A 24,749-nucleotide genomic window follows, 5' to 3' on the forward strand; every position below is an offset into this window, starting at 1 on the left:
CCGGACATGGCCGCACGCACGAGAGGCATGACGGTGGGCGCGAACGACGAAGCGGGGACGAACGGCACGGCGGATCCACCGGACGGGCGGGACCGGGGCGTGGAAGCGCCCGCCGCGATCCGGGCGGAGGGGCTCGGCTTCGGCTATCCGGGGCGCGAGGTGCTGCGCGGGGTCGACCTGAGTATCGGAGCCGGCGAACTCGTCGCCCTCATCGGCCTCAACGGCTGCGGCAAGAGCACCTTCCTCAAGCTGGCCGCCGGGCTGCTCGTCCCCGGCGAGGGCCGGGTCCTGCTCGACGGCGACGATGTGGCGGGCCTGCCCAGGCGGGCCGCCGCCCGCCGTGTGGCGCTGCTGCACCAGTCCGCACCGGCCGTACCGGCTCTGACCGTACGGCAGTTGGTACGCCAGGGCCGGTACGCCGCCCGGGGGCCGCTCGGCATGCTGCGGGACGGTGACGACGAGGTGGTGGCCCGGGCCCTCGCCGATGTCGGTGTGACCGGCTGGGCGGACCGCCCGGTGGACGCGCTCTCGGGCGGGGAGCGCCAACGGGTGCGCCTCGCGATGGCGTTGGCCCAGGACGCCCCGCTCCTCTTCCTGGACGAGCCCACCACCTATCTCGACCTGCGGCACCAGCTGGAGGTGCTCCAGACCGTCGTACGGCTGCGCGCCGAGCGACGGCTCACGGTGGTGATGGTGCTCCATGACCTCAACCACGCCGCGCGGTTCGCGGACCGGATCGTCGCGCTGCGCGAGGGGCGCATCGCCGCCGACGGTCCGCCCGGGGAGGTCGTCACGGAGCGGCTGCTGGCCGAAGTCCTGGGCGTGCGGGGGCGGGTGGGGATCGATGCAGAAGGCGGCTGGCCCGTCTGTTACCCAGATCACCCTCTCGATTCGCCCCAGCTATTGCGGAATGAAAATCATATTCATTAGTGTCTGTGGTGCGGCAAGGAACGACGTCGCGACCATCACCCGATTCATCGACATGGAGGATCCAACTCATGGAGCAGAACAAGGTGTTCAGCCCGATCGCCGACCAGGGCCAGCTCGCCCACCTCTCCGCCACCCACTCGAACGCCCTCGTCGAGAACCCCTTCGACGACGCGGTCGAGGCCGACACCGCGGACGAGAAGTAAGCGGCACCTGCCGCTGAGGCAGGCTCCCGCTCCTCGCGTGGCGGGCCCGTCCGGTCAATCCCCGGACGGGCCCGTCCCCGTGACGCACCACCCGCCCCCTCCCGTACCGGCACGCTCCTCGGAGGCCCCCGTGAACCCCAGTCGACTCGCTCCCGGCACCGGGATCGTCACCGTCCCCGGCGACCGGCCCGTGCTCCGCACCGCCGACGGGGAGTTCCTCCGCATCGACACGGGGAGCGTCGACCCGGAGGCGCTGGTGGCCCGGCTGGTGGCGCGGGAGCGCGAGGCGTCGTCGGAGGAGCTCGACCGTCTGGTGACGGCGTTCGAGGAGGCCGGGCACGCGGTGACCGAACCCCGCCGCCCACCGCTCACCGGGCGGACCGTCCACCTCCTGGGCGACCCCGTGCTGACCGGACCGCTCTCCCGGTACGCCGCGGCGGAAGGCGCCGAGGTCCACCCCGCCACCGCCGACGCCCTGGCCGGGCTCGCGGGGCGGCGGGGCACCGCCGTCGTCTGGTGCCTCGACTCGCCCGTACCCGAAGGGCTCTGGGCCGAGGCCGACGGGCTGCCCGCCCGGCACACCGCCTGGCTCCGCTGCCACCGCGAGGGCGCCCACGCCTGGATCGAGCCCCTCGCCTGCGCGCCGGGCGACGTCACCTCCGCCCACGTACGGCTGCGCAGACTCGCGGCGACCGCCGCCCATCGCGAACTCGCCGCCTACTGGACCGGCCACCGCACCCCCGACACCGGACCGCACCCCACCGAGGCGTCGGCCGCGCTGATCGCCGCGCTGCTCACCGCCGACCTGATCGCCTGGGCGGGCGACGGGCACCGCCAGGGGGCCACCCTCCCCGCCCGCCGCCGACTGCGCCGGATCGACCTGCGCGACCTGGCCGTCACCGAACACCCCGTGCTCCCGGTACCGGACGTCGCCCCGCTGCCCGCCCCCGCAACCCGGGCGAAGGCATGACCCCCGCTTCCCGCGAGGGTGAGCGCGCGACCACCGCTGCCCGCGGGGGCACGCACACGAACCCCGCCACCCTGCACATCCCCGCCCCCGACGGCACCCTCCTCGCCACCGACCTCTGCCTGCCGGACACACCCGGCCCCCACCCCGCCGTGGTGATCCGCACCCCCTACGGCCGCACCGCCCACCGCGCCGAGCTGCGCGGCTGGGCGGCCCACGGGTTCGCCGCCCTCGCGCAGGACGTGCGCGGCCGACACGGCTCAACGGGTCCCTGGCGTCCCTACCGGGACCACGAGGAGAGCGACGGCGCCGCGACCGTGGCGTGGGTGCGTGAGCAGGAGTGGAGCGGCGGCGGGCCGGTCGTCGCGGTCGGCTCCTCCTACGGCGCCCACTGCGCCCTGGTCACCGCGCTCGGCGCCCCGGGCGTCGGCCGCCCCGACGCCGTCATCGCCGCCGTCCCCGCACTCGGCCTCGTCGAGACCGCCCGCGAACCCGCGGGCCCCGAACGCCTCGGGGCGCGCGCCGGCTGGTGGGCCGCCCACGGCGACCGCCCCGACTCGGCCCCCGACGCCCTGGCCCGCGCGCTCACCGACGACCCCCGGCTGCTGGAACACCTCCCGCTCACCCGGCTGCCCGAGCGCCTGGGCCGCCCCCTGCCGTCCTGGCCCGGACTCTGGGACGACTGCGTCCGCGGCAGGATCGTCGCGCGCGGCTCCGCCTCCCACCTTCCGCTCCTCGCCGTCGGCGGCACCCGCGACCCCTTCGCCGAGGACACCGTCGCACTGTGGCGGGGCTGGGGCGGACCCGCCCGTCTGCTGCTCGGCCCCTGGGGCCACCGCCTCACCGCCGACCGGCCCGAGATCGCCGCCGACCGCATCAACCTCGGTGCGCTGTACGTCCGGTGGGCCCGCGCCGCCCTCGCCGGACGGCTGGACCCCGAGCGGCACGGAGTCATCTCCCTCAGCGGAAGCGGGCGTTGGCACCGCATACGCGAAAGAGGCCCCCGGGCGCCGGGGGGCGCCTCGACGCGGACCGCCACCTGGGCCTTCGACACGCCCACCGGCCTCCGGCCGCTGCACGGAGCCGAGTTCACCGCCGACCCGGCCCGCCCGGTCCGCTCCGACGACCTGACCGTCCCCGTCCCCGCCGACGGCGCCCCCGCCGACCGCTGCCTCCTCCTGTCCCCGCCCCTGTCCCGCCCACTCGACCTCGCCGGACCCGCCACCGCCCGGTTCCACGCCACCGCGGACACCCCCGCCGCCGACTGGGCCGTCCGCGTCACCGCACTCGACCCGGCCGGCCGCGCGGACCCGCTCGCCTTCGGCATCGTCCGGCGGGCCGACCCGCCCGGGCGCACGGTGGAGGTCACCGTGCCGCTCGGCACCCTGGGCCGCCGACTGCCCGCCGGGACCCGCCTGCGCGCGGAGATCGCCGGGCACCACTTCCCCGCCCACGCCCGCAACCCGCACACCGGCGAGAACCCGGTGACCGCCACCCGCCTCGCCCCCTCCCGCAGAGCCGTCACGGCCCGGGGAAGCGCCCTGCACCTGACCGTCGTCGCCCGGCGCCACTACGTCGAGCCCGTACCGGAGATATGCCGTTGACCAGCACCCTGCCCGTCGAAGCCCTGGTCGATCCCGTCTGCGGGCTGATCCGTGGCGTCGAGCCCGTCGAGCACCCCGCGGGAGCGCCGCCCCGCTACACCGCGATGACCGCCGAGGTCTCCGACGCCCGGCGCCTGGGGGCCTGGCCCGCCGACCGGGTCTCGCTCGGCACCACCTTCGGGGACCCTCAAGGCGCCTGGATCGCCGCCGTGGCCGAGGCCGTGGAACGCTACTGCGGCAACCGCGTCCCGCCGCCCGGCCACCCCGCCGCACCCCGCCGGGCCACGGCCGCCGAACTGGCCGCGGAGGGGCTGCGGTTGTACGGGCCCGGCGCGCTGCCCCGCTACGCCTCCTGGCAGTACGAGCGTCCCCGCTTCCCGTACGCCGAACTCACCCCCCACACACCGGCACTGTGGACCCCGGCCACCGAGAACGGGGAGCCCTGCTGGGCGCCCGTCGCTCTCACCCACCTCAACTGGCGCCAGGGCGACCTGCGTTCCCTCCCGCGCACCCACCACCTCAACTACGCGGGCATAGCCACCGGTCAGGGCTTCGACGACGCCGTGGAGCGAGGGCTGCTCGAAGTCGTCGAGCGCGACGCCCTGGAGCTGTGGTGGCACCTGGACGGCCCCACCCGGGGTATCGACCCGGCGAGCGTACCCGGCCTCACGGAGGACCTGGCCGGAGCTGAACTCGACGTCCACATCGTGGAGATGCCCTCCGAGTTCGCCCCCTGCGTGGCCGCCCTGGTCCACGACCCCCGGCGCGGCATCCATGCAGCCGGGTTCGCCTGCCGGTACGACCCGGCGGAGGCGGCCCGCAAGGCCGTGCTGGAGGCCGTGCACACCTGGGTGTTCACCCAGGGCGCGGTGGACGCCGACGGCTGGGTCCACCGCTCGGTGGAGGCCGGCCTCTTCGCCCGGGGGCTCTACCTGGACCACCGGGCCGACCGCCGCTATCTCGACGACTGCGGACCGGAGTTCGCGGCCGTGCGGGACCTGGGCGCCCATGTGCAGGTGTGGCTGGACGACCGGATGGCTCCGCTGGCCCGGCGCTTCACCGAACCGGCCGCCGGTGTCGTCCCCGTCACCGAGATCGCACCCGGCAGCCGCTCCGCTCTGGACGCCGCCCTCGCCGCCGGCGGCCACCGTGTGATCACCGCCGACCTGACCACCGAGGACATCGCCGAGACCCCGCTGCGGGTCGCCCGCGTCCTGGTCTCCGGCCTCATCCCCAACGCCCCCGCGGCCTTCGCCTACCTGGGCTGCCCGCGGTTCACCGAAGCGGCGCTCGCCCGGGGCTGGCGCATCCAACCCCCCACCGTACCGGCGGACTTCACCCTCGCACCGCCGCCGCACATGTGAAGGAGCGTGCCCCGATGACCCAGGCTCCTCCGGCGGCCTTCGAGTCCCTGCGCCGCGCCCTGGCCGACGCCAGATCGCCCCGCGTGCCGCGCACGGTTCCCTATGTGCCGGAGCCGGCCTTCCCCTGGGGTGGCCCGGGGCTGCCCCTGGGCAGGCCTGGGAAGGCGGTGGATCTGGACCGCGTCCTGCGCCTCTCGCTCGCCGCACCCCACAAGGCGGGCGGCCGGTTGCGGCCCGTCCCCTCGGCGGGCGCGCTCCATCCTGTACGGGCGCACCTGCTCGTCGGCCCCGGCTGCTCCCTGCCGCCCGGGCGGTACGCCTACGACCCGCGCACCCATCGCGCCCACCCGCGCGGCCCGGCCCCCGCCGCCGCGCCCCCGGGAGCCGTGGCCGTCCTCACCGTCATCGCCTCCCGGACCGTCGCGCACTACGGGCACCGCGCCTGGCCGCTGCTCCTGCTGGACGCCGGCCACGCGGCGGCCGCCCTGGCGCTGGCCGCCGCTCCCGGTGACGTACGGGTCTCGCTCGACGCGGACGGCGCCGACCTCGCCGCAGCGGCCGGTTTGCCCCGCGCGGCCGAGTGGGAGGCCCGGTGGCCCGGCGTGGAAGCCGAAATCCCTCTCGCGGCCGTGTGGTTGCCGCCCACTCGGCCACCCGCGGACGCACACGACCCGCTGGCCGAGTGGTCCGCCCACCCCTGCCCCCCTGGGGCCGAGCCCCTGCCCCAGCCGCGCGACCTGGCCGCGCCGCCCCCTGAACTCGCCGCTGCACAAAGCGTGTTGGGCCACCGCGCGGAAGCATCCACCGCCACCTGGCACCCTGCCCGTCGCCCCGCCCCGGTGACCGACGACGCCCTCCGTACGCGAAGGAGCGCGGCCCCCGACGACCTGACGCGCCCGCCCGCCCCGGAGCTGCTCGTCCAGGTCCTGGTGACCGCGCAGGCCGCCCGGCCGGACGGTCCCGCGTGGGCGGCGGCGACCGGCGGCGCATCGCCGGGACTCCGCAGCCCCGCAGGCCCCCTCGCCTCCGGTGACGCGCGTCCCACCCTCGCCCGCTGGGCGGCGGGCCAGAGGTGGATCGCCACGGCGGGTGCGGTGCTCCTGGCCCACGGCTGCCCGGCGGATGCCCCACCGGCCCTGGTCCGCGGCAGCCACCTCGCCGCCGGGTACGCCGCCGGTGTCGCCCAGGCCCACGCCACCGCCCTCGGGCTCCGCTCCCGCCCCATCGGCTCCTGGCAACAGGCCGACCTGGGCGCCGCGCTCGGTGATGCCCCCGGCCAGGACTGGATCGTCCACGGCCTGGCCCTGGCCGCACCTCCGGCAACCGCCAACTCCCCGGCACTCCCGCACCCGCGCCCGCCCCGCACCGTCCCACCGACCCCGTCGGGCAAGGAAGAACGCCCATGATGCTCCACCCCGAACTCCTGCGCGCCGCCCGGACCGCCCGCCGTCCCCTCGGCCTGGCCGCCGTGCTGCTCGCCGCCGTCACCCTCACCCATCTGGCCCAGGCCGTCCTGCTGGCCGTGGTCCTCTCCCGGATCGCCCGAGGTGAGACGGCCGACCTCGGACCGCTGCTCCTCGCGGTGCCGGCCGTGGTCCTCGTCCGCGCCGGACTCGGCCGTGCCCAGCGGCTGACGGCAGTCACGGCAGGCGCCACCGTCCGCGTCCGGCTCCGCGACACCCTGCTGGTCCGCCTGGGCGGACTCGGCCCCACCGCGGTCACCGGCGCGCGGGCCGGAGCCGTACGCGCCACGCTCGTGGACGGCGTCGAGGGGGTGGACGCGTACGTCTCCCGCTACCTCCCCCAGGCGCTGATCACCGCCGCCGTCCCCCCGCTGCTGCTCGTCGCCGTCGCGCTGATCGAGCCGTACGCGGCCCTCGCCCTGGGCCTCGCCCTGGTGCTCGCGCTCTTCGGACCGCGCTGGTGGGACCGGCTGCTCGCCCGGCGCGGCAAGGAGCACTGGGACTCCTACGAGACCCTCGCCGCCGACTACCTGGAGGCTCTGCAGGGCATGGCCACCCTGCGCGCGGCCGGTGCCGTCGGCCGCGTACGGGAGCGGCTGGAGAAGCGGTCGGCGGCACTCCACCGGGCGACCGTCGCCAAACTCCGCGTCTCGCTCGTCGACACCGGCCTCACCGACCTCGCCGTCCAGGGCGGCACCGCCGCCGCCGTTCTCGTGGCCTGCTCCTCGGCGGCCACCGGACGCACCGCCGCCACCGGGACGTACCTCCTGCTGATGCTCGCCTCCGAGTGCTTCCGCCCGATCCGGGACCTCTCCCGCGAGTGGCACGCGGGCTATCTCGGGGTCTCCGCCGCCGACGGGATCGCCGCCCTGCGCACCGCCGAACCCGCCGTCGCGGACCGGGGCACGGTGGACGCGCGCTGGGACACCGCCCCCGAAGTCCGTTTCCTCAACGTCCACTTCACCCACCCGGGCGCTGAGCGACCCGCCCTGGACGGCGTCACCTTCACCGCCCCGGCCGGGCGCACGACGGCGATCGTCGGCCCCTCGGGAGCCGGGAAGTCCACCCTGCTGAGCCTGCTCCTACGCCAGCGAGACCCGGACCGGGGCCGTGTCACGATCGCCGGGACCGACACGGCCGCCTACAGCCTCACCGCGCTGCGCCGGGGGATCGCCGTCGTCTCGCAGGAGACGTACCTCTTCCACGCCACCATCGCGGAGAACCTGCGCATCGCCCGCCCCGCCGCCACCGACGGACAGCTGCGGGCCGCCGCCCGGTCGGCGGGCATCGACCAGGAGATCACCGCGTTCCCGCAGGGGTACGACACCCTCGTCGGCGAACGCGGTGCCACGCTCTCCGGCGGCCAGCGCCAACGGCTCGCCCTCGCCCGCGCCCTGTTGGCCGACGCGCCGGTCCTGATCCTGGACGAGGCCACCAGCGCGGTGGACGAACGCGGCGAGGCCCGGATCGTCCGGGAGCTGGTGGCCGCGAGCCGGGGCCGTACCTGCCTCGTCGTCGCGCACCGGCTCGACGCCGTACGCCACGCCGACCACATCGTCGTCCTCGACGGCGGCCGGGTCGAGGCGTGCGGCGACCACAGCGGGCTGCTCGCGGACAGCGGGGTGTACGCCTCACTCGTCGCAGCCGGCCGCCCCGTCCAGGAGGACCACGCCGCATGACCCCGCCCGCCACCCCCGCGAACGAACCCGCCGCCGGCTCCCGGAAAGCCGCCGCACCCGCGTCGGACCGCGTCGCCGCCTCCAAGAGGGCCACCGCAGCCGTGTCCGCCTCCGAGAACGCCTCCGCAGCCGCCCCCACCCGGGCCCCTGCCCCCGAGGCCGCCCCCGCCGCCCCACGCAACGCCCGGACCCCTCGGTCCGCGCCCCGGACCACCCTCGCCCCCGACACCGGCGCCCTCCGCTCCCTCCTCCCCGTCCTCGGCGCCCACCGCGTCACCGTCCTGCGCACCTGTCTCGCCGCCCTCGTCGACCAGGCGGCCCTGGTCGCCCTCGTCACCCTCGCCGCGCACACCGTGGGGACGGCGGTCATCGAGCACCGGGCCCCCTCGCCCGGCACCGTGGGCGTCCTGGTCGGGCTGGTCCTGCTCCGGGCGCTCGCCACCTGGCGGGAGATGGACCTCTCGCACGACCTGGCCTACCGGGTCCTGGCCGAGCTGCGCGTACGCGTCTTCGACGGGCTCGCCCGCTCCGCCCCCGCGCGGATCGCCGGGCGGCGGAGCGGGGACCTCGCCTCGACCGCGCTCGCCGACGTGGAGGCGCTGGAGTTCTTCTACGCCCATGCCATCGCCCAACTCCTGGCCTCCGGACTCGTCTTCGCCGCGGCCGCCACCCTGCTGGGCATCCTCGGGCCGTGGCTGCTGCTCGCCGTCGTGCCCGCCGCCCTGCTGCTCCTCTGGTCGCCCCTGGTGGAGGCGCGGGGCCGCGCCGAACGCGGGGCACGGACCAGGGCCGCGCTCGCGGACCTCTCCGCCGAGAGCACGGAGGCCGTCGACGGGCTCCGCGAACTGCTGGCCGCGGGTGCCCTGGGCCGCACCCGGGCCCGGCTGCGCTCCGGCGGCCGACGGCTGGCCCGCGCCCAGCGCGCCGAGCAGTCCTGGGAGACGGGGGCCGGGGCCGCCCGCGACCTGCTGGTCGTCGCCGCCGTCATCGGGGTGGTCGCGGCCGCCGCGCACGCGGCGGGCGGCGGGCGGCTCGACGGAGCCTGGGCCCCCGCGGCCATGGCCCTCGCCCTCGGCGCGCTCGCCCCGGTGGCCGAGTCGGCGGCCGCACTGGGCCGGGCGGGCAGTCTGCGCGCCGCCGCAGCCCGGGTCCGCGCGGCCGTGAACGCCCCCGCCGGTGCCCCCGCTCCCGCCTCGCCGGTGCCCGTTCCACCGGGGCCGCTGGGTCTGCGGCTGCGCGGCGTACGGTTCGGCTACGGCGCCGCCCCCGTCCTGGACGGGCTCGACCTCACCGTACGGCCGGGCGAGACGGTGGCCCTCGTCGGGGCCTCGGGCGCGGGCAAGACCAGCTGCGCCCACCTCCTGGCCCGCTACTGGGACCCGCAGGAGGGCACGGTGGAGCTGGTGCCCACGAGCGCCGCCGACTCCGCCGCCCCCGCCTTCACCGCCCGCCCCGTCGACCTGCGGGACCTCACCGAGGACGACCTCCGGGCCACCGTCTGCGTGGTCGGCCAGGAGGCGCCGCTCTTCCACGGCACCCTCGCCGAGAACCTCCGCCTCGCCGCCCCCGGCGCCACCGACCGGGAGCTGGCCGCCGCCGTGAGGACCTGCGGCCTCACCCCCGTCGTCGACGCCCTGCCGCAGGGCCTGGACACTCCGGTCGGGGAGCGCGGCGCCACGCTCTCCGGGGGCCAGCGGGCCCGGGTCGCCCTGGCCCGGGGACTGCTGGGCCACCCCCGCGTCCTCGTCCTGGACGAGACGACGGCCCACCTCGACCACCGGGGCGACGCGGAGCTGGCGCGGTCGCTCGCGGCGGACCTCCGGGCCCGTACCCGTACGACGCTGATCATCGCCCACCGGCCCGCCACCGTCCGCAGGGCCGACCGCATCGCCGTGCTGGAGGGCGGACGCATCGTCGAGGAGGGCACCTGGTCCGAGCTGGCCAGGAGCGGCACCGCGTTCAGCAGGCTGTTCAGCCGGGCGGCGGCGGAGGCCCGGGAGCCGGGGGAGAGGCAGGAGGCAGCGGGGAGCCCGGCGGAACGGGCAGCGGCGACGGCAGACCCTGCTCCGCCCAGATGATCTTCCCCCGGTGGGTGTACCGGGTGCCCCAGCGCCGGGCGAGCTGCGCGACGAGGAACAGACCCCGTCCGCCCTCGTCCGTCGTCCGGGCGTGCCGCAACCGCGGAGTGGTGCTGCTCGCGTCGGAGACCTCGCAGGTCAGCACGGACTGGAGCAGCAGCCGCAGCCGCACGGGACCGGAGGCGTACCGGATCGCGTTGGTCACCAGCTCGCTGACGATCAGCTCGGTCGTCATCGTCAGCTCGTCCAGGCCCCACGCCTCCAGCTGGCGCGCCACCTTGCTCCGGGTCGTTCCGACGGCGGCCGGGTCCAGTGGGACGTCCCACGAGGCCAGCCGGTCGGGGCTGAGGGCGTGGGTGCGGGCGAGGAGCAGAGCGATGTCGTCCGGCTGCGGGACGGGCAGCAACTCCTTGACCACCGCCGCGCACAGCTCGTCCAGCGGCAGCCCCTCCCGGGAGACCGCCCGCCCCAGGCGGACCTTGCCCCGCTCGGTGTCCTTGTCCGTACCCTCGATCAGGCCGTCGGTGTAGAGGCCGAGCAGGCTCCCCTCGGGCAGCTCGACCTCCAGGGACTCGAAGGGGAGCCCGCCCAGCCCCAGCGGCGGACCGGGGGGGAGGTCGGGGAAGACGACCTCGCCCTGCGGGGTGACGACCACCGGCGGCGGATGCCCGGCCCGTGCCATCGTGCAGCACCGGCTCGCCGGATCGTAGACGGCGTAGAGGCAGGTGGCGCCCAGGACCGTCGTCCCGCCGCGGTCGGCCTTCCCGCCCGCCTGCTCCTCCTCGCTCAGCCGCATCACGAGGTCGTCCAGCCGGGCCAGCAGCTCGTCGGGGGCCAGGTCCATGTCGGCCAGCGTCTGTACGGCGGTCCGCAGCCGGCCCATCGTCGCCGCCGCGCTGATCCCGTGCCCCACCACATCACCGATGACCAGACCGACCCGGGCCCCGGACAGCGGGATCACATCGAACCAGTCCCCGCCCACCCCGTCCTTCGCGTCCGCCGAGAGGTAGGAGGAGGCCACGTCCAGTGCCGTCCCGCCGCGCAGGGTGTGCGGCAGCAGGCTCTCCTGGAGCACCAGCGCGGCGGTGTGCTCCCGGGTGTAGCGGCGGGCGTTGTCCACACAGACGGCTGCCCGCGCCACCAGCTCGCGGGCCGGTGCCACATCGTCCTGGTCGAACGGCACCGGGTTCTGCGACCGGATGAACGTGGTCAGCCCGAGGACGGTGTCCCGCGCCCGCATCGGCACGGAGATGAGCGAGTGCAGCCCGAACTCACGGATCCGGGCCGCCCGGTCCGGCTGCTCCACGGCCCACCCGTGGCTGTCCGGGTCGAGCCGCGGCAGGAGGACCGGGTCGCCGTCGAGAAGGAAGCGCGCGTCGTGCGGCGGTGGTACGAAGTCGACGCTCTCCCCGATCCGTACGACCGCCTCCGGACACCCCTCGCGTACGGAACTCATCCCCATCCGGCGCATGGACGGTCTGCCGCCCCGCGCCCTGGCCGCGGGCGGCGGGGCATCCCGATCCCGGCCCAGCGGGGTCTCCAGCAGATCGACGAAGACGAAGTCGGCGAACCGGGGCACCGCGAAGTCGGCCAGCTCCTGGGCGGTGCGCTGGACGTCCAGCGTGGAGCCGATGCTGGCCCCCGCCTCGTTCACCAGCGCCAGCAGCCTGCGCGCGTTCCACCGGTCGGTCACGTCCTGGACCATGTAGCCGATGCCGATCAGGCTCTCCCGGCCGTCCACCAGCGGGAAGAACGAGCTGGAGTACGCCCGCCGGCGGTTGGGGTCGGACCAGCTCCACCCCAGGTACTCGTAGTCCGTGACGGGTACGCCGGTCGCCAGGACCTGCCGCATCAGCCGCTCGATGGGCGCCGCGAGCAGTCCGGGCAGCACATCGGCGGGCCGGCGCCCCAGGCGCTGCTCCCGGGGGACCCCGCCGAACCGCTCCAGGGTGTCGTTGAGCCAGATGTAGCGCAGCTGCGGATCCATCACCGCCATGCCGACCGGCGACCGGGCGAGGAACCCCTCCAGGACCGACCCCTCCACCGTCCACTGCGGGGTGCGCTCCCGGCCCGAGAGCAGGAAGCTCTCGCGCCCGGCGATCAGGAAGGAGGCGGAGACCCGCACGTCGACGTCGACCCGGCGCTCGTCCCGGGCGCGGAGGGCGAGCAGCCCGCTCCACCCCGACCCGCCACGGGCCCGGGCGGCGACCGCGGCGGTACGCCGGGGATCGGGGGTCCCGGCCAGCAGCAGCGCGGCGGAGCGGCCGATGATCTCGGCCGCCGCGTACCCGAGCAGCGCCTCCGCTCCACGGGTCCAGCCGATGACCGTCCCGTCCCCGGCGACCACCGCCACCGCGTCGTCGCTCAGCCGCACGGGGCCCCGCGGGTCCGCGGAGGGCAGCGGGCCGGGCCCCGCCGGGGGGCCCTCGTCGGCGGATGCCATGCACCTCACCACCATCTGTAGGTTTCCATGGTCGCGCGTCAGTCCCGCGCGCGCACCGGGCCGTCTGCCGACCGGGTCCCTTTCGCCCGTTCGGCGGCGTGACGCGGCAGGGCGCGCCCCCGTTGGGGGAGTGACAAGCGGTTGCTCTGTCCCCCTGCCCCCGCGCTGGACCCGTGTGGGTGGACGGCTCCGGCCCCCCAGAGGAGGGCCGGAGCCGTTTCCATGGGCGCGGGCGGCGTCCCGTGGGTGCCGGTCAGAAGCGGAAGCAGAACTTCCGATCCTTCAGCCACTGGCTCAGCCAGTCCCCGAACGGCACGGTGATGCACCACTCACGGCCGGTCGGCGGCTCGGGGGCCACGGGCGTCGGCGGAGCCGTCGGCGTGGGCGGTACGGTCGGCGGAGCGGGCGGGGTCGGGTCGGTCGGCGGCACCGTGGGTGTCGGCGCGGGGGCCGTCGGAGTGGGCGGCGGAGTCGGGCTCGGGACGGGCCGCACCGGCGCGGCCATCTCCGCCAGCTTCGTCCGGTACACCTGGGTGGAGCGGGGGTTGCTCCGGCACTGCCACACCCCGTGCGGGCAGTAGTCGGTGATCGTCTGGTACACCGGCTGGTGCCGGTCGATCCAGTCGAGCATCCGCCGCATGTACTCCGGGTTGTCGCCGTTGCGGAAGAGCCCCCACTCCGGGAACGAGATCGGCTTGCCGCGCTCCGCCGCGAAGTCCACGTGCTTCTGGAGTCCGAACGGGTCGTTGACCTGGTCGTCGAAGGTCCGGCCCGGCGGCTGGTCGTAGGAGTCCATGCCGATGATGTCGACGACGTCGTCGCCCGGGTAGCACGAGGTCCAGGGCACCGCGTCCAGGCCCCGGCTGGGCGTGAAGTCGAAACGGAACTCCTGGCCGGGCACCTCGCGCATCGCCGCCACGATCCGCTGCCAGTACGCCTTCCAGGAGGCGGGGTCGGGGCCGCAGCGGTGGGTGTAGGTGGTGCCGTTCATCTCCCAGCCGAGCACGATCACCGTGTCGGGCACGCCCAGCGAGACCAGCCGCTCCGCCAGTCTGGTGAAGTGCCGGTCGAAGTCGCCCGCCGCGCCCGCCCGGAGCAGCCGGCGGACCCGGGCGTCCGGGACGCGCTCCTCGTTCCGCTCCAGCATGGGGACGTTGAGGACGAACATCCGGTCCTGGTCCGCCCTGCGCCAGTCGGCCCAGGCCTCCAGGAAGTCGGGCGCGCCCTCGATGTTCACCCACATGTCGCCCGGCAGATAGGTGTGGCCCACCCGCAGCTCCGCGCCACCGAGCCAGCGGGACAGCTCGCCGATCCTGCGTACGCCGGCGGGCCCGTAGTCGAGATAGGCGCCGTGGGCCGTGGTGCCGGGGCCCCGGTTGCCCTGCGGTCCGGGGGAGGCGCTGTCAACGGAATCGGTGCCCGGCGGCGGCTGGCCCGCGATGCCGCCCCCCGCGAGCAGGCTGAGGACGGCCGCGGCGATGCATGTGGTGATGAGTCGGCGCTTGGCCGGCATGACTCCTCCTGGCTGAAAGGAAATTCCGGCCGGTTCGGCCCGATGTGATGAGAGTTCCATCATTACGCGTCACATGCGAACAGAATGGTCCATTTATCGCATTTCTATGCCGCGACCGGTCCGATCAGGTGATCGTCGGGCCCACGGAGAGCGGCAGGGAACCGACCCGGTTGTCGAAATTCGAATCCACCAGCTTCGGGTCGCCCGTCCGCCGGATGACGGTCCGCCGGGTGAGCAGTTCCCGGAACAGGGCCGTCATTTCGAGCCGGGCCAGATGGGCGCCGAGGCAGTGGTGCGGGCCGCCGCCCCCGTAACCGAGGTGGGGATTCGGCGACCGGGTGATGTCGAAGAGATCCGGACGGGTGAAAACCGCTTCATCGCGATTGGCGGACGCGTAGAGCAGCGCGACTTTCTCCCCGGGAAGAAAGGTCCGGCCGCCCAGCTCGAATTCCGAAACGACGGTCCGGCGGAACTGGATGATGGGCGTCGAATGGCGGACGACTTCCTCCACGGCACCTCCGATGTACCGGTCGAAGTCCGACCGCAGCAGCTCGAGCTGCTCCGGGTGCCGGTCCAGCAGCGACAGCCCGTGCGCGATCGCGTTGCGGGTGGTCTCGACCCCGGCCACCAGCAGCAGCGAGAAGAAGGCGCCCAGCTCCCGGGAGGAGAGCCCCTCGCCGTCGATGTCCGCCCGCACCAGCGCCGAGACCAGATCGTCCTGCGGACGGCGGCGGCGCTCCCGGGCCAGCCGCGCCATGACGAGCTGCATCATGGCGAGCGAGGCGGTCCCCCGGCCGGGGATCCGCAGCCGGGCCCGGCCGCGCCGCTCGACGCCCACCTGCTCCGACGCGTGGCCGATCTGGGCGGCGATCCGCGGCCGGTGCTCCGCCGGGATGCCCATCAGGTCGCAGATCACCTCCAGCGGCAGCCGGGAGGCCGCCGACGCCATGAAGTCGCTGGGCCGCTCGGCGGTCATCTCGTCGACCAGCCGTCCGGCGAGAGTGCCGATGTTCTGCTCGGCGGCGGCGAGCAGCCGGGGCGTGAAGCGCCGCGAGATGATCCGGCGCAGCGCCGCGTGCTCGGCCCCGTCCATGTTCACCATCGAGTTCCCGAACAGCGCCTTCGCCCACCCCGCCGGCTCCGGGGTGGTGGCCCCCGGAGCGCTCGCGAAGACCTTCGGGGTGCGGCTCGCGGTCATCACGTCCGCGTGGCGCACCAGGGCGTAGAACGGCCTTCCGGAGGTACGGGCGGTGCCCGGCCGGGGCGTGAACAGTACGGGGGTCTCCAACTCCCGCAGCCGGGCGAAGGCGGCGAGCCGCTCCGGGCGCGGCAGCTGCCAGAAGGCCGGGTCGGCGAGATCGCGGTGTGCCGCACGGTCGCCGGACACCTGATCGGTAACGGTCATCTCCATCCACCTCCACGAGTTCGCCAGGCCATCGTCGGCTCGGGCGCGCGGGGCGGACCGCGCGACGCGTTCCCCGGCGCGGATGGCCGTCCACGGTCACGCGTTTGACGGAACGCGGACGACGCCGCGCCCGGCAGAACTGATTCGCCGCCGTGTCGTTGCCACCATCGCGAGCAACAGCACATCGGACGAGTCGACGAGAGGCAGTCACCCATGAGCAGAACCACCCAAGCGGGCGACGCACCGCGTCGTGGAGCGCGCGGTCCGTCGCGCCGGATCCTCCTGCGGACCGGCTTCACCGCGGTCGTGGCCGCCGGCACCGCCGCGGTCCTCACCCCGCTCCACGACCGCCCGCAGGACACCGCCCCCGGGCAGGGGCCCGGTCGCGCCACCGCCGGGGCCGCCGGGGCCGAGGAGTTCGCCGAGATGTACCGGGGCCGGGAGATCCGCGGCGGCGTGAGCGTCCTGGTCCCGGCCGCCGGGCCGGGCGACGGCCGGGCGCACCATGGCGAGCCGGTGGCCGAGATCCGCATCGACGGCCGCCCGCTGCACGTGATGCAACGCGCGGACGGCACCTACCTCAGCGATGTCACGCACTACGAGTCGTTCCCCACGCTCCGCGAGACGGCCCGCGCCGCCGTGGACGAGCTGGGCACAGCCCGCCTCGCGCTGCCCGCGTCGCGCCACCGGTGAGCGGCGCACCGCCCGCAGGTACCGCACCCCACGGGGGCGCCGGACGGCAAGTGAACGTCGCACCGCATGTGAACCAGGAGGACCAGAACCGGTGTACACCCGCAAGAACCAGCGCGACCTTACGCGTACCGAGAAGCGGCGCCTCGTCGACGCGATCCTGAAGATCAAGCGCTCGGGCCGCTACGACGACTTCGTCGTCATGCACCGCGAGTACTACGTCATGGACACCGAGAACCGGTCGCGCCCCGCCCATATGACGCCCTCGTTCTTCCCCTGGCACCGCCGCTACCTGCTGGAGTTCGAACGGGCCCTCCAGGCCGTCGACCCCTCAGTGAGCGTGCCCTACTGGGACTGGACCCAGGACCGCTCGACCACCTCCTCGCTCTGGGCGGAGGACTTCCTCGGCGGCAACGGCAGGCCCGGCGACCGCCGCGTCACCACCGGCCCGTTCGCCTACGACGCCGGCAACTGGAAGGTGGGCGCCGGGATCACCGACCAGAACTGGCTCACCCGCAACTTCGGCAGGCCCGGCCGCGCCCCGGTCTCCCTGCCCACCGCCGACGACGTGGCACGGGCCCTGAACGACCCGGTCTACGACACCGAGCCCTGGAACAGCGTCAGCACCGAGGGGTTCCGCAACCGCATCGAGGGCTGGGGCATCCACCGGGTGCGCGCGGTCGGCAACCACAACCGGGTCCACCAGTGGGTCGGCGGCCCGATGGCCGGGGCCGCCTCCCCCGAGGACCCGGTCTTCTGGCTCCACCACTCCTTCATCGACCTGCTCTGGGACCGCTGGCGCCAGGCGCACCCCAAGGCGGCCTACGTGCCGGGCCGCAAGCCCGACGCGCCCGACCGGGAGCGCCGTCACGTCTTCGGGCTGGACGACCCGATGCCCCCCTGGAACGTGACCCCGCGGGCGCTCCTCGACCACAGCAAGGTCTACCGCTACGCGTGAGCGCGCACAGCGCGACGGCCGGCCCCTCCGGGAGGAGGGAGCCGGCCGTTGTGCTGTGGAGCGGGGGATCAGCGGCCGTAGCCGTAGTCACCCTTGTCGTCGTGGCCCTCGGAGGCGTTGACGCAGGTGTTGCCGAACGCCGGGTTGAGCACGCCGACCAGGTTGACCGTGTTGCCGCAGACGTTGACCGGGATGTGGATCGGGAGCTGGAGGATGTTGCCCGAGGCGACACCCGGGGACCCGATGGCCGCGGCCTGCGCGCCCGAGTCCGCGACGGCCAGGCCGGCGCCGCCGGCGACCAGGGCACCGGTGCCCGCCATCACAGCGGCAACCTTCGTCATACGCGACATCAAGAACTCCTTGTGAGAAAGGGGGGTTGGTGCGGAGCACGAGGCCCGCATGCCCTGACAACGCGAGAACCGCCGCCCGGTAACGGTTCGACGACCAGGCGATGTCGCCGGTGTTGTCCTGCGGCCGGTCGCCGCCCGCCTCACCGCCCGATGACCGGAAGCGTGGTAAGGCGCCCGTGCCAGTCCCGGGCGGCCGGGAACCGCGCCTTCACGGTCTCCACCGCCCGCTCCCGCACCGCCACCTGCGACTCCCGCAGCCGCAGCAGCGGCTCCAGCCCCGGCCGGGCCAGCAGCAGCCGCTGGTTGACCACCGTCACCGGCTGCCAGTGGTTCTTGTACTGCTCCGCGCCGCGCAGCAGGCTCAGCACCTCCCGGCCGGTGTCGGACGCCTGCTGGGACACCTCGCGCAGCAGCATGGTCGACACGTCGACCTTCCGCTCCCGCAGCGCCGGGTCCGCCCCGTACAGATAGCCGCCCGCCAGCCGCGCGGACTGGAGGGACAGATTGGCGGCCACGACCTCGCCGCCGATACGGAACTCGGTGACGGCGGCCGAACCGTCCCCCACCATCCGGCCCACCGACCGGACCAGATGGTCGGAGAACCGGGCCCGCAGATGCTCCGGGTTGACCCCCCGGTCGCGCCACTGGAGTTCATGGAGGCGCAGCAGGGTGCCGACGGCCGCCGGCACCCCGTCCCGCGGGACCCTGCGGGCCTCCACCCCCAGCGCCTCGATGCGGCGCAGCTTGGCCCGCAGCCGCTGGCCCCGCGAGCCGGTGAGCCGCGCCACCAGGTCGCCGAGCGGACGCGCGGGCAGCTCCATGCACGTCGAGTCCGTGAGCCGGCTCCGGGCCCCCGGCCACCGGCCGAACAGCAGCTGCGCCGACGCGTCCGGGCGGACCTCCCGCAGATCGACCACACAGTGCCGGGCCGCCCGGTCCAGACCACGCTGGAGAGCCCCGACCGCGTACCCGGCCTCCTCCTCGTCCACGAGGATGTCGAAGAAGTCGGAGATCGCCCCGCCCATCGGCACCAGCAGCGGCATCGGACGGTGTGCCAGCATCAGCGGGGCCGCCCCGATCAGCCGTCCCGACCGGCGCACCAGCAGGACCCGCAGCCGCCCCTCCTGGCCGTAGGAGATCCACCACGAATGGAGCCAGGCATGGCTCTGGAACGGAGTGGCGGTGGCGCAGCGCCGGTGCAGCGCGTCCCACTCCCCGGCGAGCGCGCCGAACTCCCGGAAGTCGCGGCAGAGCGTCACCGCCAGACGGCCCGCGCGGTCGGCCGTCATCGCACCAGCTCCCGTTCCTCGGCGGGGGCGTGGCCCTCGGCGGCGGTCGGCGCGGGCACCGGGGCGGATACGCTCCGCTCGGTACGCCGGGGCCGCACCAGCAGCACGAGCCCGCCCAGCAGACCGCCCGCGGCCACACCCACGGCGGTGCCCAGCGGCACCGACGGCGAGACCGGCTGGTCCGGCTTCATGGCGTGGGTGAACTTGATCAGCTTCACCCCGGTGTCCTTGGAGACGTGGCCGCTGCTCACGATGACCGCCTCGATCACCGCGTTGGCGATGTCGGCCGCCTTGCGCGCGTCGTCCGACGTGCCCGTCACCGCGATCATCGGTGAGTCGGGGGAGGTCTCGGAACGCACCTGGGAGCGGAGCGCGCTCATCGGCTCACCGGCCGCGCCCTGCGCGTAGGAGAGGGTCGCGTCGCTGGTGACCAGACGCCCGTAGGACTGCGCGTAGCCCAGCGCGGCCGCGGGGTTGGTCTCCTCCTCGACGACCGCCATGGCGTAGCTGGTGGATTCGTACTGGGGGGTTGCCAGCAGCCCGTACGAGAGCCCGGACGCGGCGCCGAGCAGCACACAGGCGGGCAGCGGCCACCAGTGGGGCAGCCGGTTCAGGACGGTGCGCAGCCGGCGGCGCGTGAGGACGAGGCGCTGCTGCTCGGGGGAGTCGGTCATGAAAGGGCTCTCCGGTTCGGTGGGGCGGTGTCGAGGGCGTACGCGTACACATCCATCAGGCGTTCGCTGCTGCGCCGGATGTCGTAGTGGCCGACGGCCCGGGGCGGCGGGCGGCGGTCCGGACAGGCATCTATCCGCCGGCGCAGCACGGCTGTCAGCTCGTCGGGGCTCCCGGCGATCCGGGTGGCGCCCGGGGCATGGGCGGCGGACAGGTCGTCGATGGCCGGGCAGGCGTCGTGCAGCACGGGCAGCCCGGCGGCGAGCGCCTCCACGGCGGCCAGCCCGAACGACTCCTCACGGGAGGTCGACACGAAGGCGTCCACGGCGCTCAGCAGCGCGGGCACCCCGGGGACCGGACCGGCTCCCTCCGCACCGCACTCCCCGAGGAGCCGGATGCGGTCCGCGGCCCCGAGCCGGGCCGCCAGCGCCCGGAGCGTCGGTGCCTCCGGCCCGTCCCCGGCCAGCAGCAGCCGGGCCCCCGGCAGGGCGGCGACCGCCCGTACGGCCACGTCGAAGCGCTTGCCTGGCACCAGCCGCCCCACCCCGCCGACCACGAACGCGCCCTCGGGAATCCCGAGCGCCGCCCGCACGGCGAGCCGCCGCCCCGGGTCGAAGCGGAAGCGGTCCGCGTCGATGCCGTTGGGCACCAGCCGGATCCGCTCGGCGGGCACCCCCCAGTCCCGCAGCCGCCCGGCGACGGTGGAGGAGACGGCTACCGTGGCCGCGCCCAGCCGCTCGGTGGAGAGGTAGAGGGCGCGGATGCCCCGGGTCAGCGGGCGGCCCTCGATCTCGGCGCGCCCCAGGGAGTGTTCGGTCGCCACGGCCGCCCGCACCCCCGCGAGGCGTGCCGCGATCCTGCCGTACACACAGGCCCGGTAGAGGTGGGTGTGGACCAGGTCGTAGCGGCCGTCGCGGATGAGCCGGGTGAGCCGGCCGACCGCCGACAGGTCCCGGTTGCCGCGCATCCCCAGGTGGATGACGCGTACCCCGTCGGCCCGCAGGCCGTCCGCCACCGGGCCCGGGTTGGTGAGCGTCACCACGTCGCACTCCACCGGCAGATGGCGCAGCAGCAGCCGCAACTGCTGCTCGGCACCGCCCACTCCGAGCCCGGTGATGACGTGCAGCGCCCTCACCGGGTGCCACCCGCCCGCACCGGGGGCGCGGTCCGGGACCGGGAGCCGGGGACCGCGCCGTGCCGCAGCCCGTGTCGCAGGTCCTTGGCCCAGAGCCGTACGCCCCGGTCGGCCTGGCTGATGTGGGTACGGGGGAGGGCGAACCGGCTGAGCAGGGGGCCGGGGGCCAGCGCGCAGCCGTACCCGTACCCGGCGGAACCGACGGCCTCCATCACCCGACGGTCGAGCGTCCCGTACGGATAGCAGAAGCCCGCCGGCGGCTCGCCGGTCAGGTCACCGATCAACTCACGGCTGCGGACGGTCTCATGGCGCAGCTCCTCGTCGGTCAGCGCGGTCAGGTCCCGGTGGAGCAGCCCGTGCGAGCCGACCTCCATCCCGGCCCCGGCGACCCGCCGGATCCCGTCGTGGGTCAGCAGCGGCTTGCGCGGCCCCAGCGGGTCCCACTCGTTCACGCCCCCGGGCCGCCCCGGCAGGACGAAGACGGTCGCGGTGCAGCCGTGGCCGCGCAGCACCGGCAGGGCCTCGTCGAGGAAGTCCGCGTACCCGTCGTCGAAGGTCAGCCCCACCAGCCCGCGCCGTCCCGCCGCATGGGCCAGCATCAGCTCCGCCACCCCCACCCCGCGCAGCCCCCGGCTCCGCAGCCACGTGAGCTGTTCGGCGAGCCGGCGGGGGGAGACGGTGATGCCGTACGGGTCGTCGTCGGTGTCGGTCACCGAGTGGTACGTGAGGATCCACGGCTGACGGCGGGTGTGCGGGCGGAGCCGGGACGAGGGAGCGTCGGCGCAGGGCGCCGAGGGGTCAGCGGCCATCAGTGAACCTCCGTCGGATGAGTGCCAGCAGGGAGACGACCTCGGGCGAGCGCAGGCTGAGCCCGGTCAGGAAGAAGACGGCGGGGACGAGGACACACCCGGCGGCCAGGCTCAGCAGGGCGTCGGGAAGCAGCGGGGCCGCGGCCCATCCCGCGGCCCCGGCCACCAGGGCGGCGCCCGTGAGGCGGCCGAGCGACACGGCGACCGCCCGCGCCCGGATCGGGACCACCCGGGTGCCGAGCCCCATCAGCAGGAGCAGCGCGGTGGTGCTGATCCCGAGGGCGTTGGCGGTGGCGATGCCGTCGACGCCGAAGCGGTACGTGAGCGCGTATCCGGCGCCCATCGTGACCAGGAGCCCGGTGCCCATGGCGAACGCCGGGAACCAGGTGGGCCGGGTCGAGGAGAAGAACGGGCGGCTCAGCGCGCCGACGAGGCAGTGGCCGAGCAGCCCCGCCGCGTAGACCCGCATCACCTGGGCGGTGGCCTCGGTGTCGGAGACGTCGAACGCGCCGCGCTGGAAGAGGACTTCGATGATCTGGGGCGCGTAACCGAGCACCACCGCCGTGCCGAGCAGCACGACCATGCCCGCCAGCGCGAGATCCCGCTCGACCCGCCGCCGGGCCTTCTCCTGCTGCCCGGCGGCCATCGCCCGCGCGACGACCGGGAAGGTCACCGTGCAGATCATCAGCGAGAGCACCATCGGCATCTGCGCGACCTTCTGCGCGTAGTTCAGATGCGAGATCGCCCCGGCCGGGAGCGTGGAGGCGAGGAACCGTTCGACCAGTACCTGCGACTGGCGGCTCACCACGAACAGCACGATCGGCGCGAGGACCGTCATGCCCAGGAGCGGCGCGGTCCGCACGGCCCGCCGCCCGAGCCGTACCGGACGCCGAAGACGCGGCCTGGCCAGCGGCAACAGCTTGAGGAAGGTGGGGAGTTGGGTGAGGATCATCAACAGGCTGCCGACGGCGACTCCCGCCGCCGCGGCCCGTACGCCCCACACGGAGTGCAGCGCCAGCGTCATGCCGATGATGCCGACGTTGTACGCGACATAGACCCCCGCGGGCGGCAGGAAGCTGCGGTGGGCGCGCAGGGCGGCGCTGAAGTAGCCGGTGATGCCGAAGGTGAGCACGGTGACGGCGGTCAGCCTGGTGCAGTCCACCGCCAGCCCGGGATCGGCGAGCCCGGGCGCGAGGACGGCGACCACCCAGGGGGCGCCGAGCATCAGCAGGGCGGCCCCGGCGGTGAGCAGGAGACAGAGCCGGGGGAGGGTGACCGCCACGAGTTCCCGTACGGGGTCGGGTCGGCGCTCCCCGGTGGCTCGGGCGCTCCCGGCGCCGGGCTCCGCGGGGGCCTGGTCGACCGCGCGGCGGGTGAGGGCGAGGCTGAAGGCCGGGACGAGGAGCAGCGCCATCCCGTCCTCGATGAGGAGCGTGGCCGCCATCTCCGGCACGGTCCAGGCGATCAGGAACGCGTCGCTGGCGTCGCTCGCGCCGAAGTACCGGGCGATCGCCTGGTCCCGCACCAGCCCGAGCGCTGCCCCGAGCACGGTGAGGACCGCCGTGGCCGCCGCCGCCCGGGCGAGGAACGAGCCGAGGCCCGGAGCCTCGCCGCTGTCGGCGGGGTCCAGAGCGGGATCGAGGGCCGTGGTCCCGGGGCCGCCGGGTCCGGAGCCGGGGGGCTGGCCGGGCGCCGGGAGCAGGGGAGGGGCGGGCTCCGCGCGGGGGAGGACCTCCGCCCGGGGGGCGGCGTCGGCGTGCGGGAGAGCCTCGGCCCCCGTCCCCGTACCGGTCTCCTTCACGCGGTGCCCGCCTTCCCCGGCGCGGCCGGAGTGCGCACCCTCTCCGGCTCGGCCAGTGCCCACCAGGCGGCGAGCCCGAGGACGACGCCGCTCAGCACGGTGGTGGGACCACCGATGTCGGAGTACAGGAAGTTGACGCAACTCCAGGTCATCAGGGCCACCGCCACCAGACCGCAGTCCGTCGCCGCGTCGCCGCGCGACCGGGCGCGCCGCAGTCTCCCTACGGCACCGACCAGGATCGCGGCCCAGCTGCCCACGACCGCGGTCAGACCGATCAGGCCCTGTTCGCCGAGGATGAGCAGGTACATGTTGTGCGGGGAGAGCAGCGCCTGCCGCCGGAACTCCTGGCCCGCGCCCGCCGTGTCGCTGCCGGAGGAGAGGCCGACCGAGGCGTGGGCGTCCCGGTGCGCGGGGAACCCCTTGAGGCCGACGCCGGTCGCGGGGTGCTCGCGCCACATGGAGCCCGCCGCGTTCCACATGGCGTACCGGTCGCTCACCGAACGGTCCGGCGCGCGGGTCACCTGGGTGACGCTGACGGCCCGCTCGGCGATCATCTCCGAGCCGATACCGAACCCGCCGACCAGGACGACGGCCGAGGCCCCGAGCACCGCCAGCGACGTCATCGCCTGTCGGCGGCCGGTCAGGGCCAATGCCACGAGCAGGGCCGCCGCGGTGGCGATCCACACGCCCCTGCTGAAGGAGAGCGTCAGTGGCACGATCAGGCCGACGGCGACGACCGCCGCGCACGGGCGCAGCCAGGCGGGCGCGGTGCGCGGGGTCCGCAGGGCCCACGCGGCGGCGGCCAGCAGCCCGTACGCGACGACCGTGGCCATCCCCATGATGTCGCTGGGCCCGAAGGTGCCGACCGCGCGGACCTGCTCGCCCATGTACGAGGCGCCGGTCTGGGTGACGTACTGCTCGACCCCCACGACGCCCTGCACGAGCGCCAGGGCCACCAGCGCCCCGGCGACGATCCGGAAGCCGTGGGCATCCTTGAGGAGCAGGCAGACGGCGGCCGGGACCAGGACGAACACCTGGAGGTAGCGGACCAGACCCGGCAGGGCGGCGGCCGGATCGGCGGCCGTCACCGTCGCCACCGCGAAGGCCACCGCGGGCACCCCCAGCACGAGGGCGGCGGCCCCGCTCAGCGGACGCTGCCGGAGGTACAGCAGCCGCCCCGCACAGACCAGCACCGCGATTCCGGAGGCGATGTCGGCCGGCCCGACCGCCGGGCCGCCGCCGTCGCCTGGCCCGTACGGCAGGGCGGGCAGCAGGACCGTCGCGATCAGCGGGAGCAGCGGCCAGTGGCGGAGCCACCGGAGCGAAGCGGGACGGGCGGGTGCGGGGACAGCGGCGGGCGCGTCGAGCGCCGGGGAGGAGAGTGCGGCGGTCATGG

The 24,749-nt window shown here is 75.2% G+C and carries 20 protein-coding genes; 10 read left to right on the forward strand and 10 right to left on the reverse strand.

Translation table 11 applies throughout. The features are described 5' to 3' along the window. The first annotated feature begins 6 nt into the window (after positions 1-6). The 8 genes from AC0682_RS09010 to AC0682_RS09045 all read left to right on the forward strand — a co-directional run bounded on the left by AC0682_RS09010 (position 7) and on the right by AC0682_RS09045 (position 10,288). Positions 7-930: an ABC transporter ATP-binding protein gene (locus AC0682_RS09010; protein ID WP_478531835.1), complete on the forward strand. Its 924-nt coding sequence runs from the start codon at positions 7-9 to the stop codon at positions 928-930. A gap of 68 nt (positions 931-998) precedes the next feature. Beyond that, positions 999-1,133: a streptamidine family RiPP gene (amiA, locus tag AC0682_RS09015; RefSeq protein WP_018487574.1), complete on the forward strand. Its 135-nt coding sequence runs from the start codon at positions 999-1,001 to the stop codon at positions 1,131-1,133. A gap of 130 nt (positions 1,134-1,263) precedes the next feature. Next, positions 1,264-2,103, forward strand: coding sequence for a hypothetical protein (locus tag AC0682_RS09020; RefSeq protein WP_478531836.1), 840 nt, complete (start codon positions 1,264-1,266; stop codon positions 2,101-2,103). Continuing rightward, positions 2,100-3,704 carry a CocE/NonD family hydrolase gene (locus tag AC0682_RS09025; protein ID WP_478531837.1) on the forward strand — a complete coding sequence of 535 codons (1,605 nt, stop codon included), beginning with the start codon at positions 2,100-2,102 and terminating at the stop codon, positions 3,702-3,704. Before AC0682_RS09020 ends, AC0682_RS09025 begins: the two co-directional genes overlap by 4 nt. Further along, entirely contained in the window at positions 3,701-5,068 is a 1,368-nt protein-coding gene (locus AC0682_RS09030) for a YcaO-like family protein (protein ID WP_478531838.1), read from the forward strand. Before AC0682_RS09025 ends, AC0682_RS09030 begins: the two co-directional genes overlap by 4 nt. Before the next feature lie 14 nt (positions 5,069-5,082). Then, positions 5,083-6,474: a nitroreductase gene (locus AC0682_RS09035; protein ID WP_478531840.1), complete on the forward strand. Its 1,392-nt coding sequence runs from the start codon at positions 5,083-5,085 to the stop codon at positions 6,472-6,474. Beyond that, entirely contained in the window at positions 6,471-8,210 is a 1,740-nt protein-coding gene (locus tag AC0682_RS09040) for an ABC transporter ATP-binding protein/permease (RefSeq protein ID WP_478531841.1), read from the forward strand. Before AC0682_RS09035 ends, AC0682_RS09040 begins: the two co-directional genes overlap by 4 nt. Then, entirely contained in the window at positions 8,207-10,288 is a 2,082-nt protein-coding gene (locus AC0682_RS09045) for an ABC transporter ATP-binding protein (RefSeq protein WP_478531842.1), read from the forward strand. The genes AC0682_RS09040 and AC0682_RS09045 overlap by 4 nt, the downstream gene beginning before the upstream one ends. Here AC0682_RS09045 and AC0682_RS09050 read toward each other — a convergent pair. The 3 genes from AC0682_RS09050 to AC0682_RS09060 form a co-directional block, all read right to left on the reverse strand. Beyond that, a complete protein-coding gene (locus AC0682_RS09050) occupies positions 10,182-12,731 on the reverse strand; it encodes a SpoIIE family protein phosphatase (RefSeq protein WP_478531844.1) in 2,550 nt (849 codons plus the stop codon). The genes AC0682_RS09045 and AC0682_RS09050 overlap by 107 nt on opposite strands. 253 nt (positions 12,732-12,984) lie before the next feature. Beyond that, on the reverse strand, positions 12,985-14,244 hold the full coding sequence (locus tag AC0682_RS09055) for a glycoside hydrolase family 26 protein (RefSeq protein ID WP_478531846.1): 1,260 nt from the start codon (positions 14,242-14,244) through the stop codon (positions 12,985-12,987). A 124-nt stretch (positions 14,245-14,368) separates the two neighbouring features. Further along, entirely contained in the window at positions 14,369-15,649 is a 1,281-nt protein-coding gene (locus AC0682_RS09060) for a cytochrome P450 (RefSeq protein ID WP_478531847.1), read from the reverse strand. 213 nt (positions 15,650-15,862) lie between these two features. Here AC0682_RS09060 and AC0682_RS09065 point away from each other — a divergent pair, with 213 nt between their 5' ends. Then, on the forward strand, positions 15,863-16,342 hold the full coding sequence (locus AC0682_RS09065; RefSeq protein WP_478531849.1) for a tyrosinase family oxidase copper chaperone: 480 nt from the start codon (positions 15,863-15,865) through the stop codon (positions 16,340-16,342). 91 nt (positions 16,343-16,433) lie between these two features. Beyond that, positions 16,434-17,297, forward strand: a complete 864-nt coding sequence (locus tag AC0682_RS09070) for a tyrosinase family protein (RefSeq protein ID WP_478531851.1) — start codon at positions 16,434-16,436, stop codon at positions 17,295-17,297. A 68-nt stretch (positions 17,298-17,365) separates the two neighbouring features. Here AC0682_RS09070 and AC0682_RS09075 read toward each other — a convergent pair whose 3' ends face one another. The 7 genes from AC0682_RS09075 to AC0682_RS09105 all read right to left on the reverse strand — a co-directional run bounded on the left by AC0682_RS09075 (position 17,366) and on the right by AC0682_RS09105 (position 24,747). Then, entirely contained in the window at positions 17,366-17,647 is a 282-nt protein-coding gene (locus tag AC0682_RS09075; protein ID WP_478531853.1) for a chaplin, read from the reverse strand. A 140-nt stretch (positions 17,648-17,787) separates the two neighbouring features. Next, positions 17,788-18,936, reverse strand: a complete 1,149-nt coding sequence (locus AC0682_RS09080; RefSeq protein WP_478531854.1) for a GNAT family N-acetyltransferase — start codon at positions 18,934-18,936, stop codon at positions 17,788-17,790. Then, the gene (locus tag AC0682_RS09085; protein ID WP_478531856.1) at positions 18,933-19,610 is read right to left on the reverse strand and encodes a YveK family protein; all 678 of its coding nucleotides are present in this window, start codon (positions 19,608-19,610) and stop codon (positions 18,933-18,935) included. Before AC0682_RS09085 ends, AC0682_RS09080 begins: the two co-directional genes overlap by 4 nt. Continuing rightward, the gene (locus AC0682_RS09090; RefSeq protein WP_478531857.1) at positions 19,607-20,743 is read right to left on the reverse strand and encodes a glycosyltransferase; all 1,137 of its coding nucleotides are present in this window, start codon (positions 20,741-20,743) and stop codon (positions 19,607-19,609) included. Before AC0682_RS09090 ends, AC0682_RS09085 begins: the two co-directional genes overlap by 4 nt. Continuing rightward, entirely contained in the window at positions 20,740-21,552 is an 813-nt protein-coding gene (locus AC0682_RS09095; RefSeq protein WP_478531859.1) for a polysaccharide deacetylase family protein, read from the reverse strand. The genes AC0682_RS09090 and AC0682_RS09095 overlap by 4 nt, the downstream gene beginning before the upstream one ends. Then, positions 21,542-23,353, reverse strand: a complete 1,812-nt coding sequence (gene murJ, locus AC0682_RS09100; protein ID WP_478531860.1) for a murein biosynthesis integral membrane protein MurJ — start codon at positions 23,351-23,353, stop codon at positions 21,542-21,544. The genes AC0682_RS09095 and murJ overlap by 11 nt, the downstream gene beginning before the upstream one ends. Next, entirely contained in the window at positions 23,350-24,747 is a 1,398-nt protein-coding gene (locus tag AC0682_RS09105; RefSeq protein ID WP_478531862.1) for an O-antigen ligase family protein, read from the reverse strand. Before AC0682_RS09105 ends, murJ begins: the two co-directional genes overlap by 4 nt. Between the last annotated feature and the right edge of the window lie 2 nt (positions 24,748-24,749).

The organism is Streptomyces sp. NPDC043746, assembly GCF_056436485.1.

Coding starts and splice junctions, on each gene's coding strand:
- AC0682_RS09025 (WP_478531837.1), top strand. CDS start 2,100: ATGACCCCCGCTTCCCGCGAGGGTGAGCGCGCGACCACCGCTGCCCGC.
- AC0682_RS09105 (WP_478531862.1), bottom strand. CDS start 24,747: ATGACCGCCGCACTCTCCTCCCCGGCGCTCGACGCGCCCGCCGCTGTC.
- AC0682_RS09080 (WP_478531854.1), bottom strand. CDS start 18,936: ATGACGGCCGACCGCGCGGGCCGTCTGGCGGTGACGCTCTGCCGCGAC.
- AC0682_RS09040 (WP_478531841.1), top strand. CDS start 6,471: ATGATGCTCCACCCCGAACTCCTGCGCGCCGCCCGGACCGCCCGCCGT.
- AC0682_RS09050 (WP_478531844.1), bottom strand. CDS start 12,731: ATGGCATCCGCCGACGAGGGCCCCCCGGCGGGGCCCGGCCCGCTGCCC.
- AC0682_RS09085 (WP_478531856.1), bottom strand. CDS start 19,610: ATGACCGACTCCCCCGAGCAGCAGCGCCTCGTCCTCACGCGCCGCCGG.
- AC0682_RS09060 (WP_478531847.1), bottom strand. CDS start 15,649: ATGACCGTTACCGATCAGGTGTCCGGCGACCGTGCGGCACACCGCGAT.
- AC0682_RS09045 (WP_478531842.1), top strand. CDS start 8,207: ATGACCCCGCCCGCCACCCCCGCGAACGAACCCGCCGCCGGCTCCCGG.
- AC0682_RS09035 (WP_478531840.1), top strand. CDS start 5,083: ATGACCCAGGCTCCTCCGGCGGCCTTCGAGTCCCTGCGCCGCGCCCTG.
- amiA (WP_018487574.1), top strand. CDS start 999: ATGGAGCAGAACAAGGTGTTCAGCCCGATCGCCGACCAGGGCCAGCTC.
- AC0682_RS09095 (WP_478531859.1), bottom strand. CDS start 21,552: ATGGCCGCTGACCCCTCGGCGCCCTGCGCCGACGCTCCCTCGTCCCGG.
- AC0682_RS09010 (WP_478531835.1), top strand. CDS start 7: ATGGCCGCACGCACGAGAGGCATGACGGTGGGCGCGAACGACGAAGCG.
- AC0682_RS09075 (WP_478531853.1), bottom strand. CDS start 17,647: ATGTCGCGTATGACGAAGGTTGCCGCTGTGATGGCGGGCACCGGTGCC.
- AC0682_RS09065 (WP_478531849.1), top strand. CDS start 15,863: ATGAGCAGAACCACCCAAGCGGGCGACGCACCGCGTCGTGGAGCGCGC.
- AC0682_RS09055 (WP_478531846.1), bottom strand. CDS start 14,244: ATGCCGGCCAAGCGCCGACTCATCACCACATGCATCGCCGCGGCCGTC.